Below are 12,858 nucleotides of genomic sequence, written 5' to 3' on the forward strand. Positions count from 1 at the left end.
CACAGACCACAAAGTATATGTCTGTTAGCGATGTGTAAACCCCAAACCCACCTAAACCTTAGGGAGCTAGCAGCATTGCCTATTGAAGCAGTTATATTCGATTTAGACGGAACGTTAGCCGCCTTCAACTTGGATTACAAAGCCTTACGTGGAGAAGTCAGAGAATACCTCATACATGTTGGTGTTCCTGCATCAGTGCTGAAACCAAACGAAAGTATCTTTGATATGATGCAGAAAACTGAAATTTACTTTAAAAACAGCAGCAAAAACGGCGAAGCGTTCACCGCTATCCGCGCCCAGTGCTTAGTCATAGCTGAAAAGTACGAGATGGAAGCAGCCACCACCACGACGCTACTGACAGGCGCAGTTGAAACGCTAAAAGAACTCCAGAAGATGAAGCTAAAAATCGGTTTATGCACAACCAGCAGCGAAAAAGCAGTCAACTACATCCTAAACCGTTTCAAAATCCAAGAATATTTCCAAGTCGTTGTTCCCCGCGACAAAGTCAAGAATGTTAAACCTGACCCTGAACAGTTCATGTTGGCACTCAAAACTTTGGGAGTTCGCCCAAACGCGGCGGTGATTGTTGGTGACAGCAAAGTGGACATGCAGAGCGCCAAAGAACTCAAAACCATCGCAGTCGGGTTACCCGCAGGCGTCTCCACCACTGAACAGCTAATGGAAAGCGGAGCACACTACATAATTACTACGTTGATTGATTTGCCTGTTTTGGTAAAAAAGTTGGATAAGGCTTAGGCGACGACTATTGTGCCGTCGTCTTTTTGAATCAGTTTTCTTTCCCTGATTAGCCTTTTTAGGACTTCACTGAAGGCTTCTTTTGAGCCTTCACCCGCGTGGTTTACGCCGAATATTTTGGCTGTTTCCGCAATCAAAGATTCGCCACTTATGCCCAACGCGTATTGAGCGACGAGTTTCATCGCGGCTTCAACTTCTTCTGGGGCGATGTATTTGGGTTTGCGTTTGGATTCGGGGATGCCCTTCACTGGGATGCGGATGGGGGTTTCTTTGAGTCCAGCGGGCCAGATGAAGCTGCCTTTGATGGCGACTTTTTGTTCGCGGATGAGGTTGTTTAGGGCTTCTTTGACGGCGTGGCTAATTTTTGGGGTAACTGTTTTGATGTTCCATGTGGCAGCTAAGCGTTCAGCGGCGTAGTCAAAGTGGATGGGGCCTTCGTTTGCCACGAGTTCGCCGAGAAGTTTGGTTTGGTTTTCTCGGTTTTCTGGGAAGTGGAACTCGTTTTTGGTCTTAGAGTCTACGGTTGTTCGGCCGTTGGGGACTTTGATGTAGGGGTTGTATGTGGCTTTGAGCGGGTAGATCTTGTAGGGCACGGCGAGTTTTTCTATACCGCTGAAATGGTTCTTTTGTACATCAGTAGCTGGCGCGGTGATAGGTGTGTGGCTGTCTTGCTCGATTTGCTGCTTGTGGGCTTGTTCGAGGGCTTCTTTTAGGCGGCGAATTTCGCTGTCCCGCCTCGCCACCCAAGCGGGAGCCCAGATGCGGTGGATACGCCAGCCCAGTTGCCGCAGAACCTGTTCTCGGAGGCGGTCGCGGTCACGTGCGCTGCTGCTGGACTTGTAGGTTGCGCCGTCACATTCCACACCGAGCAGGAAACAGCCTTTGTTAACGGGGTCTACGACGCCTATGTCGATTTTGTAGACGCTGCAGCCTACTTCAGGGATTACTTCGTAGCCGAGTTTCTTGATTTCATTAGCTACATCTTCATCAAGCGGCGACTCGAATACGCCTTGTTGGCATCTGCCGTCTTTAACAGAGTCAGTACCGTGTTCGGCGTAGTCAAGGTAGCTTCGTAGGGTTTGTACGCCGAGTGCTTGGGTGTCAGCGTCGATGTCGGAGGCTTTTATCGAGGAGATTAAAACGACTTTTTCTCGAGCACGGGTAACTGCTACGTTGAGTCGGCGTTCTCCTCCAGGTTTGTTGAGGGGCCCAAAGTTCATGGTGATCTGACGGTTTTGGTCGTAACCGTAGCCGACACTGAAGAATATGACGTCACGTTCGTCTCCCTGTACGTTTTCAAGGTTCTTCACGAAAAAGCCGCCCAAACGGTCTTCTTTGAAGAACTGCTCAAACTCTGGGTGCTCCAAGAGGCGACGTGCGATGGCTTCTTGCACGGTTTCCATCTGCGCGATGCTGAAGGTAACGACGCCAAGGGTTTTTTGGGGGTAGGTTTTGAAGTGTTCAAAGACTAGGTCGGCGACTTTTTCGGCTTCGATGGGGTTGTCGCGTTTGCCTCCGCGGTCGTAGATTCCGTCTGGGACGTAGATGAGTTTGACGCCTAAGCTGTCGGTTTCGGCTTTGGCTGCGGGGAAAGTAATCATTGCGCCGTCGTAGAATTGCATGTTGGAGAAAGCGATTAAGCCCTCATGCTTGCTTCGATAGTGCCACTTTAGCGTCTTCACTGGTAACCCGATGCCTAAACACTCGTCAAGGATGCTGTCGAAGACTTCTACGTCTTCGTCGGTTAATTCATCCCAGTCTTTGTCGTCAAGCAGGTTCTTCTGGAAAAACGAAGTCGGCGGCAACTGCTTATTGTCACCTGCAACCACAATGGTCTTGCCGCGGTAAATTGCTCCAATTGCGTCTTCAGGCACCAACTGAGATGCCTCGTCGAAGAGAACCAAGTCGAATTTGGCTTCAGGCGGCAGGAATTGGCTTACTGAGATGGGACTCATGAGCAGGCAGGGTTTGAGTTTGACGAGTAGGTTGGGGATTTTTTGGAAGAGGGTGCGGATGGGCATGAGGCGTCGTTTTTTGGCGGCTTCTTTGGAGAGGATGGCGGCTTCGGTGTCGGCTGCTTGGATGAGTATGTCTTGGGGTTTTCGGCTGTTGGCGGCGTCGATGACCATGGCGGAGGTTAAGCGGATGAGGTCTTGGTCAAGTTTGCGGAAATCTGCGATTAGTTGCTCGTGGTTTTCTCGGCGGAAGCGACCCAGCGTGGGGTCTTCGTTGTAGAGGTTGTTTATCCACTCTTGGTAGGCGCTTTTGCGGAACAGCGGCACCAAGTCCGCGGCAGGCAACTTCGCCTCCACTAGGCGGTTGAAGAAGCCGTCTAAGCCGAGCAGAGTGAAACGGTTCTTTGTGTCCTTGAAGTCAATCCAGACTTGCAAGTCGTCCACCCTTTCACGCAACGCCTGAATGCGTTCTATGATGACTTTGATGTCTAAATCAACCAGTTTCTGGTCTTGGTATCGCAATTCAGTTTCAAAACGCTTCTCAAAAGCCGCCAAAACCTTCAGGGCAGCGTCGCGCTTACAGATTAAATCTGTGTTAGATACTGCGGCGGATGGGCCTTTGGAGGCGATTTCGGCGTACAGTTCTGGAACGGGTAAGTCGCCGAATGCCGCTTGCACCTTCTGCACCCATTCAAGCACTGAGACTATGTCTTGCCAGTCGGTCTCTAATTCTTGGAAGCGGGCGCCAAATTTTTCTTTAAGTTGAGCTTTTTCGCCTGCGATTTGGGCTTCTTTTTTGCGGATTTCCTCAGCGTTTTTGAGGTCCGCTATGAGTTGCTGGTAGGTTTGGGGTTCGGTTTTAGCTACGGTAAGAGTGTTATTGGTTAAGGTGTTTAGTTTGGTGAGTTGTCTGTCGGCTTCTGATGCCCATTCCTCCAATGCGGGCAGGGGGGTTTGGGTGATTGCTGCGTCAGATTTCGCTAGTTTCTGCGGCAGCAGCAACTCGACATCTTTGGCTTGGGTTTCCCACTTTTCCACTGAAAACTTGAGTTCCTGACCCAAGTTCTTAATCATCGGCGAAGGCGTAGCAGGATTCGTGAGCAGTTTAAGGAGGGTTTCAGGAATTTGGGTTGCCCAACCGAACGCTTTAACTTCCTGAGCAAGAGCTATGGCTTTTTCTGCGCCGTTGAAGTCCGTTCTGCTCTTGTGATAGTAATGCCCAAGCAGGGTGCGGACGGTTTCAGCTGAGTCCTCGATTTTTTTGGCCAGTTTGTTGACCTTGCGGGCATCGATTAAGTCTTGCAGTATGGTTTTGGGGACTTTGCCGTCGTGAGCTAGTTTAGCGATGCGTTTCTGGTCGCTACGGTAGCCGCTGTTGAAAAATTTCATGCCGCTTTGGTAGGGACCACTGTAGTTGGCGATGAGTGTATCGAGGTCAAGTTCGAAGAAGCCGTCGCTGTAGGTTTCTTCTAAGCGGCTCTTGAGCAGGTTGTGTTCTTGGTAGAGGTCTTTGGCTTTATTCACTGTTTCCTGCACTTGCTCAAGGTATTTAGCGTCAAACCACTGTGCCTCAGGCTTATCCTCCGCGAAACACAAAAGCGCCATGCGAGAGAGCTGCTTTAGCTGGGTGATGGTGAAGTCGCCGTTGTCCAGCCCCAGCGCCTGAGCCAGAGCTTTTGCGGTTTCACGCCACTTCTGAGCCGCCGCCTGTGTGCCTCTGATGAATGAGAGTAACCTTTCCCGCTTAGCAAGAAATTCGCCCTCCAAGATTGATGTTCCTACTGCTTTGGCTGCGTCAGTTACGGCTTGCTTCAACTCCACCGACCGCGTCAAAGGCAAATCATAGAGCGCGGGAGTGTAGCGTTCTTGGAGGTTTTCGCGGGTGAATTTTATCCAGTTAGCGGTTTCAAGGTAAGCCTTCGCCTCCGCCAACAGCTTATCTAAGGCGGTGTTGGTCATCCAAGCCTGTTCGGGTTTGGGGCTGTCAAACAAAAAGTTGCTCACATCCAGCAGCCACTGAATACGCTGGAAGGTTTCTGGCGGGAAAACGCCGAGTTTAGCCGAGAAAGCCTCAGCTTCCAACTCCAACTCACGGAAGGTTTCATTAATCGCTTCCAAGGTGGTGAGGAGTTCGCTTCGGATTTCAAGGTTGTACTTGTCTGCGCGGTAACCCACCCATGGAAAATCAGGTTCCTCTACAACCTGCCAAACCTTGCTAAGCTGACTCACTAAATCTTCTAGTTCACGCATCTTTTGTGGGGTAAGCGTGGAAAGTTCGGTTAAACCGACAGGGACAAAGGGCACCCGCTCCAAGCTGGATATTATGCTGAGAACTTCGTAGACGCTTCTCTGCATGTAAGGCCGTTTATCATGCAACGCCACAACGTAACCATTGAGGGCGTCACGGTACTCGGTTAATCGGTCAAATTCATGCTGGGAGGGTAGTTTGCGGGGGACGAGGTTTTCGTCGAGACTGCGCTTGAGTTCCGCCACAACCTGCTGCTTATTGGCTTTGCTGCTATGCAGTTCAAGGCAGAAATGCGCCAACCCCACCTCACTAAGTCGCTTGTAGACGACTTCGAGCGCTGCCATCTTGTCACTGACGAAGAGTACGCTTTTGCCGTTGGCGATGCACTCCGCAATCATGTTCGCGATGGTTTGGCTCTTGCCCGTGCCAGGCGGCCCCTTCATAACAAAACTCTGACCGCGCAGGGCGTATTCGATGCTTAGGCGTTGGCTGCTGTCGGCGTCGAGGACTTGGTAGGTTTTGGCAGGCAACTCAATTTTGTCCACGTCCTTCTCATCTGGCAAACCAGTTAGGATGAGGTTGTCTTCTTTTATGCCTGCAATGGCGCGGATGATGGGGTGCTGGGTTACTATGGCAGCGTTGGATTCAAGGTCTTTGTATATGACGAGTTTCTGGAACGAAAACAACCCCAAATGTACTGCATTTTCGGTTTTCCAGCCCATCTCGGAGACTGCCTGCTCAACTTGGGCATAGAAGTCGGCGAGGCTGGTGCCTTCCCACTCCTCAGGCAACAAGGGCAAATCAAGGCGATAATCGTTTTTTAGTTTAGCCTGCAACGCGGGATTCAAAACCGCTTCATCCTCAACAGGCGGCACCCCGATGCTGTAGGGGGCGCGGATAGTTTCTTTGCCCAACTCCAAAGGCACTAAAATCAGCGGAGACTGAACCTTCTCCTTGGTCTCAGCATCCACCCAATTCAGCAACCCAAACGCAGCGTAGAGGATGCGGACACCGCGTTCACGATAATCCAAAAGTGAGCGACGCTCAAGGGCTTTGAGAGCGCTATCCAATTCTTGACCCGAAAGATCACCACAGACGAGTTGAGTGCCTGTTGGGCGTTTGGGTTCTTCTGTGGTGGCGGCTTTTACTGGGGCTTTTGCAGTGGTTGCCGCGGGGGTTTCTTTAGTTTTTTTTCCTCTGCCTTTTTTTGGCTTTTCAGCCTCTGCCTTCGCAGGCGCAGCGGCATCGGGTGGCGTGTAGAATTCTATGCGTACCTTCTTAACCACCAACTGGTCAAAAATTTTCTGTGCCTCAGGCTGCGTGATGGTGAGGTTTCCGCGTTTAGCTTTGCGGAAGTATAGCAAGTTATTCTTTTTTGACAAATCGATTAATCTGGATTTCCAATCTTCGACCCTTTTCATGGGAGTCGACTGCGGAACAAATTCAACTGATTCAGCCATTCTACAGCACATCCGCTAGGTTCAGCTTAGCTTATAGGCTGTATCATTCTTTAATATTTGCGGTATTTTACAAACCCATCAACCAATCACATAGCCACCTTTGAGGATTGAATTATGTTACTTGATACGAGAGGCATGGTTAATTGCATCCATAACCACCGCCAAAACCCCATCGGTGCCGATGAAACGTGTTTCGAGCACCTTAAGGTTCATACCTGACCTCGCCAACGCCTCCCTACAGCGCTCCGCATCCCCACAGGTATCAAGCAGCACTATACCCTTGATTCCGCTAAACATCCCCGCAAACGCCGCATCATCCACACCCTGCCGCTTGAGGTTCTCTTTCATGTCGGCGAAGAACTCTATCATGCCGGGCCCCATAAACATCAAGTTATGGTTTGGGTCCGCGGAGAGAAAAACGCCTTTGCCTCCCATTTGGCAGTCAATGCAGTTAACCGCGTCTATCTTGGCTACGCCGTATTCTTGGGCGAGTTTTTTCATTTCCCCCTCCTGCCCCAAACAGAGGTCTCCGTAGACGAGCACGATTTTACCTTTGAACCGCTTCTTTGTATGCTCCAAAACGTTGCGGACGTTACTCTCAAGCGCAGCGTAATCAACATGGAAGTTTTTACTCACAAAAACCACCTCAGCGTCCAGTTTGCCCTCCTTAACCAGCTGCTGTAGTTCCCGTTTTAAGACGCTGCAGGCTACAAGGCAGGTTTTCTCTTTCTCTTTTGCCATAAATTTCAGCTAAAACCATATGGGTTGTAGGTAAAATAGACTTTTCTGAGGTGTAAAGCCAAAATTTAAATCAAGCAAGCTATCATTTACTCGTTTGGTGAGATCTCTGCGGGTTGGTTGGGGTTTTCCTCTCTTCCTGAAAATTGGGGTTTTTCTCCAACCATCAAGCGGAGAAACCTCACCAATAAGTAGTTCCGAGAGATTCTGAATTAGAATTTCTAGATTATTGGCAAAAATATATACCCATTAACAGTTAACCCTCGATAATAGAGAGGCGTGGGATGAGCAACAAAAAAAGTCACCATGAATACTTAGTAGAATCATCTAATAAAATGGTAGAGACTGAAGAAAAGGACTCGAAAGAATGCCGTGATAATTCAAAAGATAGTTTTCAAAATGCGCTTCACGAAATCAGCATCCATCAAGAAAGGGCGTTTTTAAATTATCAGATTATTCTTTTCGTGTTCGTTGGCGCTATCACAGTAAGCATTTTAGCATCTGCTTTTTTCGATTTTTTCCAAGAGTTATGGTTGGCAAATGGGTTGCTAACTTCTAAAGGAGTTATAGATTTAGTCTTTATTGGACTGTCAGCAGTTATTTCCTTCACTGTTTACATTCTGTTTCGTCGAAAAATGCGGGTGTATATACCTTCTAAACCTATCCTGACTTTTTTAATGACCCCGAAGGACACAAAACCTTTCGTAGATGATTCGAGATTTTCAGATATTCAGAATTATTTATTCAAGGGAAATCTTCAAAATTTCAAGATTTTTGGAGATGCTTTTTTCAGGAATTATTCAAGTTGGTTCCCCGCTTTGTTTGGTGAAAAAATAGCAGTAAAACAAGTTTACGAAGAGGAAAATTATCTGTATCCTGACCCCTATTATAAAGAGAGCTTCCCAGAAATCCGAAAAGAATATGACATCACGCAGATAAGACCTTACGGCGTCAAAGCGTATCTTGAAGTCGTTCTTGCTCCCGATGTCAAGCACATTCTGATTAGAGGTGAAGGAGATAAAACAGCCGCATATGGTTTCAATTTAGTTTTTTTCCTTAGAATAGACAATCCTGTATCGCCCAACGCCAGCAAATTTTTAAATGAATTTTATCTTTTGTATGTGCCACGAGTCGTCAAATTTTCTAGTTATGCCCTTGATACAGCCTTTAAGGAAACAGGACTACCAATTAAGGCAACCTTTTGAGTATCCTTACGGAATTCCCTTAACAAGTTAGAACTGAGCAGTTTATTTTTTTAACACTATACCAGTGACACCAACAATTGTTTTTTAAAAATCAAAAAGGGTGGCGTTAGCTCAGGGTTTGAAGCAGTATCGGGGCCAAACGGGCCACTGTTGAGGTGCACTGCAGGTGCCAAAGTCCAGTGTGAGTTCCATGCCGATTTTAAGTTGTTCCTGTTTGATGTCCTGTATCATGCCAGGGATTTTCAGCCCATTTTCGAGTTCAACGATGCCCACGGCGTATGGAGCGAGAGCTTGGAACTGCGCTGGAGCTACGTTGATAACGGTGTACGTGACGAGTTTGCCTTTGCCTGAAACTTGAATCCAGCTAAACTCTTGTGAGTAGCAATTGTCGCAGAGCGGGCGGGGTGGAAGATGGATTTTGCCGCATTTTTGGCATTTACCAGCCATCAACTTGCCTTGCTGAAGGAACTTGTAGAACTGCTCAATCGTAAAAGGCTCAGCTGTGCTCATTATTGGTCTCTCCTGTAGATGTGGACTGCTGCGGTTGCTCCTGAACCGCCAATGTTATGAGTTAAACCGATTTGGGCGTCTTTAACTTGACGTCGGTCGGCTTGGTCAGTGAGTTGAAGATACATTTCATAAGCCTGCGCTGTGCCTGTTGCACCGACAGGGTGCCCTTTGGATTTCAAGCCACCACTAGTGTTAACGGGTATTCGACCGCCGAGACGCGTTTCATTGCGTTCGACGAGTTTGCCGCCTTCTCCAACCTTGCAGAAGCCAAGGTCTTCGTAATGCATGATTTCAGCAAACGTGAAACAGTCATGAACTTCGGCGAGGTTGATTTGGTCAGGTGTAACATTTGCCATTTCGTAGGCTGATTTGGCAGCGAGTTTGGTCGATTGCAACGAAGTTAAGGTTTTGCGTTCGTAGAGCCCGATAGTGTCGCTTGCTTGTCCTGTACCGACTATGTGGACGGGTTGGTCGGTGTATTTTTTGGCAAGGTCAGGCTTGGTTAGTATAACACAGCTTGCCCCGTCAGTTATAAGTGAGCAATCGTAGAGTTTCAGCGGCCACGCCACATACTTCGAAGCCAAAACGTTCTGCAGCGACACCTCTTTTTGCATCTGAGCTTTAGGGTTGAGGCTACCATGGTAGTGATTTTTAACTGCTACCATGCCGATTTGCTCTTCAGTGGTGCCGTAAGCGTGCATATGAGCATTCGCCATCAACGCAAAAAGCCCAGGAAAAGTAATACCGTGAAACTGCTCAAACGGGAAGTCAGACGCCATCGCCAAGTACTCAGTGACTTCTGCAGTTGTGCGATGAGTCATCTTTTCAACACCACCAACAATAACCACGTCCGCGAGTCCTGAAAGAACCGCATAGATCCCTGAGCGCAAGGCAACGCCTGAGCTACCGCATGCAGCTTCGGTACGGGTGGCGGGAATGCCTGCGAGTCCAGCCCAATCCGCCAAGGTACTGCCAGTGTGACCCTGATGTTCGTATGCTTCGCCCATGTGTCCGATGAACATGGCTTTTATGTCTTGTTTAGGTTGCAGTTTGGGGCAGCGGCTGAAGGCTTCAGCGGCGGCTTGTGCGAATAGTTCGCGTGTGAGTAAGCCGTCGTGTTTGCCGAATTTGCTCATGCCTGCGCTGATTATGCTGACCAGTGGTTTTCCATTCAACCAGGTGTTCCTCTCTTGTAAGCTATACATTGATGATGCGGCAGAATAAAAACCATTACAGCAAAACAGGCATGGGATGTTTGGGATTTTTCAACCTCAAATCGCGTAGTCGCCAATCCGAGTATATATAAGGGAGGGGAGGTAGCGGCAAAGTAGCAACGTCTGCGGTTAGGGAAACGTATGCGCTATTATGGAGAACCCCTCAACGCCCAGCGGCCCAAACAGAAACAATCACGGAAGGCAAACCATTTTAAATGAAGAGGCTCGAGACAGAAAATGACATAAATCGCTTTTTACATACGGCAACATCACAAGTGAACAAACATGGCTAAAGATGGATCCCTTCTTCCATACGTTAAGGACAAAAAAAGTGGCGTAGAACCAACCATAATCATGGATAGCCGTGAAGCAAGCAGCGCCAAAAAAATCGCCACAGGCTTAACCGAGAAAGGCGCCACTGTAAAAACTGAGGTTCTCGAAAAAGGCGACTACATACTCTCTGATCAGTGCGCAGTCGAACGCAAAACCGTAAACGACTTCGTCTACACCCTCACAAGGCGATACCTCTTTGAGCAACTGTTCCGCCTAAAAGACGTCTACCCAAAATCGCTCATAGTGTTAGAAGGCTACTTGCCCATTATCTACAAGTATAGCAGTATACAGCCGCAGTCAGTGTGGGGCGCCATGTTTAACCTCGCCAAAAATGGCATAGCCATCGTTAACACCGCCAGCCAAAAAGAAACCGTCGATTTCCTCTACACTGCAGCGCGTCAAGAGCAGGTTGTGGAGAAACGTAGTGCAGTGGTGCATGCATTTAAGAAGTGTGATACGCTTTCTGATGCGCAGGTTTATTTTGTCGCTAGTTTGCCCAGTATTGGGCGGGAGAAGGCCACGGCAATTTTGGAGTCTTATCAAACTCCTATGAATGCTTTGATTAACGTGGATGATTGGGAGAAGGCGGTGCATGGATTGGGGCCGGTAATTACGAATCGTGTCAAAGATGTCTTAAACACGCCATATAGTAACAACGATGTGCAAACAAAAGAATGCCACGAAACCCCACCTTAACTGCATTAAAGCGAGGAGGACTTTTATCTAACAAGAGTCCACTATTTTTTCCAGTTACTGCCCTGCGACCATTTATAGAAGCTTGTCGGAGTGATTTTGATTATAGGGAGATCGCCTTCTTTCCAGCCACCGTCCTCAGTTCGGTACTCAGGATATTTTTCTTTTAAGAGTTCATGAGCGTAGCGGTATTCTTCGCCATTCCACATGATTTCAGCTTCACCCTGAACACGGATACCCTTTGTGTTTGACCAGTTGTTTCTGTCGTAATCGTCAATAACCAGCGATACTTGGGGGTTGGCTTCGATGTGTTCAAGTTTTGGTGTGTCTGGGTCGGAGGCGATGTAGAAGTATACGCCGTCAAAGACTGGCCAAACAGGTCGAACTACGGGTTCACAGTCTTCTGTTGCTGTTGCGAGTCGTCCAACTGGTAATTCGGATATGAAGGTTTTATCGGCTTTTGTGAGTTTTATTCCCATTTGACACACCAAGCTTGCAATTAATTTAGCTGCAGAGAATACTTAATTTGTCAACCTTTTAAAACTTAATGCTTCTACGCTCCAACAGTTTATACTACGTTAATGTAGTGATTTGGCAACAGCAGAACCGCGTGCAGAGGGGGGCTAAAAGCTTTGTATGTGTAGGTTTGTTGACAAACGTTTCTGTACGTCTGGATAGGTCAAACACAAAACCGCATTTAAAGCCACATTTATTAACAAAATTTTTTATTTTTAAAATAATTTTACCTCAATTAAAGTGCTATTTTGAATATGAATTAGTAATTCAGATCGCAAAGTCGCAACCGTATTATATATTTTCAGTCTAAATCGGTTAACAACACCCCCTAAAAGGGAAAGGATGAACCCCCACAATGGCACTAGCAATGGAAAACGTGATGAAGGTCTACAACAAGCAGACCGACGCATATAAAATGGTAAAAATGGATCAAACAGTAACCAAGCAATTAAGCACCATCGAGGAGACACTTGCACGCTTCGGCTTACTCAAAAACGAAATACGCGTGTACCTCTACCTCGCTCGTGCAGGCGAAAAAAAGGCAGGCGAAATCGCTGAAGCAATCGCGTTGCATCGAACCGAAACCTACCGAATTCTTCGCGACCTCGAAAAGAAAGGCATCGTTTTCAGCATATTCGAAAAACCATTAAAATTCACCGCCGTTCCACTCGACAAAGCAATCGACCTACTCGTAGACGCACAAAAAATCAAAATCAAAATGCTTGAACAAGAAAAACCCAGCTTGGTGGAACTCTGGCAAAGCATGCCTCAGGCTAAAACAGAAGTCGCCAAAAAAGAGTTATTCCAGATGCTAGAAGGCGAACAACAAGTGCTGATGAAAGCAAACGAGCTGCTAGAAAAAGCAGAAGAAAGCTTCCAGATTTTTGCCGCCGCAGACTACCTTAGCGAACTATACTACAGCGATTTCAGCGATAAACTCAAAGCGCAAGCCAACAAAATCGAAGTCTCAGTCGTCACCGATACCAGCGTTAAAAGCGCCTACTTCCTTGGACAGATGAAGTGGCTTGGAGGCGGACACCGCGTCAGTGAGGAAGGCAACTTGCCATGTTTCATGATCGCCGACAACAAAGAAGTCCTGATTGCATTCCACGAAAAAATCCAAGACGGCGAAGCAGGCAAAAAGAAGTACCGCACCGCAGCTATTTGGACCAACTACGCTGCATTAGTGAATACCCTGCAGATTCTCTTCTCTAAACTGCAGAATTAAGC

Annotated in this window: 9 protein-coding genes; 4 read left to right on the plus strand and 5 right to left on the minus strand. The window is 47.8% G+C overall.

What is annotated here, in order from left to right; all coding sequences use genetic code 11:
• The first annotated feature begins 30 nt into the window (after positions 1-30).
• Positions 31-756 (plus strand): HAD family phosphatase, encoded by a 726-nt coding sequence (locus NWE96_03205; GenBank protein ID MCW3982985.1) that lies wholly within the window; start codon positions 31-33, stop codon positions 754-756.
• Here NWE96_03205 and NWE96_03210 read toward each other — a convergent pair.
• A complete protein-coding gene (locus tag NWE96_03210; protein ID MCW3982986.1) occupies positions 753-6,419 on the minus strand; it encodes a DUF3320 domain-containing protein in 5,667 nt (1,888 codons plus the stop codon). The genes NWE96_03205 and NWE96_03210 overlap by 4 nt on opposite strands.
• A gap of 117 nt (positions 6,420-6,536) precedes the next feature.
• Positions 6,537-7,160 carry a DUF1638 domain-containing protein gene (locus tag NWE96_03215; GenBank protein MCW3982987.1) on the minus strand — a complete coding sequence of 208 codons (624 nt, stop codon included), beginning with the start codon at positions 7,158-7,160 and terminating at the stop codon, positions 6,537-6,539.
• A 281-nt stretch (positions 7,161-7,441) separates the two neighbouring features.
• Here NWE96_03215 and NWE96_03220 point away from each other — a divergent pair, with 281 nt between their 5' ends.
• Positions 7,442-8,362 carry a hypothetical protein gene (locus NWE96_03220; protein MCW3982988.1) on the plus strand — a complete coding sequence of 307 codons (921 nt, stop codon included), beginning with the start codon at positions 7,442-7,444 and terminating at the stop codon, positions 8,360-8,362.
• A gap of 111 nt (positions 8,363-8,473) precedes the next feature.
• Here NWE96_03220 and NWE96_03225 read toward each other — a convergent pair whose 3' ends face one another.
• Positions 8,474-8,872 carry a Zn-ribbon domain-containing OB-fold protein gene (locus NWE96_03225; protein ID MCW3982989.1) on the minus strand — a complete coding sequence of 133 codons (399 nt, stop codon included), beginning with the start codon at positions 8,870-8,872 and terminating at the stop codon, positions 8,474-8,476.
• Entirely contained in the window at positions 8,872-10,047 is a 1,176-nt protein-coding gene (locus tag NWE96_03230) for a thiolase domain-containing protein (GenBank protein ID MCW3982990.1), read from the minus strand. Before NWE96_03230 ends, NWE96_03225 begins: the two co-directional genes overlap by 1 nt.
• Before the next feature lie 324 nt (positions 10,048-10,371).
• Between NWE96_03230 and NWE96_03235 the strand changes: the two genes are divergently transcribed.
• Complete coding sequence (locus NWE96_03235; protein ID MCW3982991.1) at positions 10,372-11,115, plus strand: hypothetical protein; 744 nt, start codon at positions 10,372-10,374, stop codon at positions 11,113-11,115.
• 41 nt (positions 11,116-11,156) lie between these two features.
• Here NWE96_03235 and NWE96_03240 read toward each other — a convergent pair whose 3' ends face one another.
• Entirely contained in the window at positions 11,157-11,591 is a 435-nt protein-coding gene (locus NWE96_03240) for a pyridoxamine 5'-phosphate oxidase family protein (GenBank protein ID MCW3982992.1), read from the minus strand.
• Between the two features lie 392 nt (positions 11,592-11,983).
• Here NWE96_03240 and NWE96_03245 point away from each other — a divergent pair, with 392 nt between their 5' ends.
• Entirely contained in the window at positions 11,984-12,856 is an 873-nt protein-coding gene (locus NWE96_03245) for a helix-turn-helix domain-containing protein (protein MCW3982993.1), read from the plus strand.
• Positions 12,857-12,858: the final 2 nt, after the last annotated feature.

Source organism: Candidatus Bathyarchaeota archaeon (genome assembly GCA_026014685.1).
Taxonomy (GTDB): domain Archaea; phylum Thermoproteota; class Bathyarchaeia; order Bathyarchaeales; family Bathycorpusculaceae; genus Bathycorpusculum.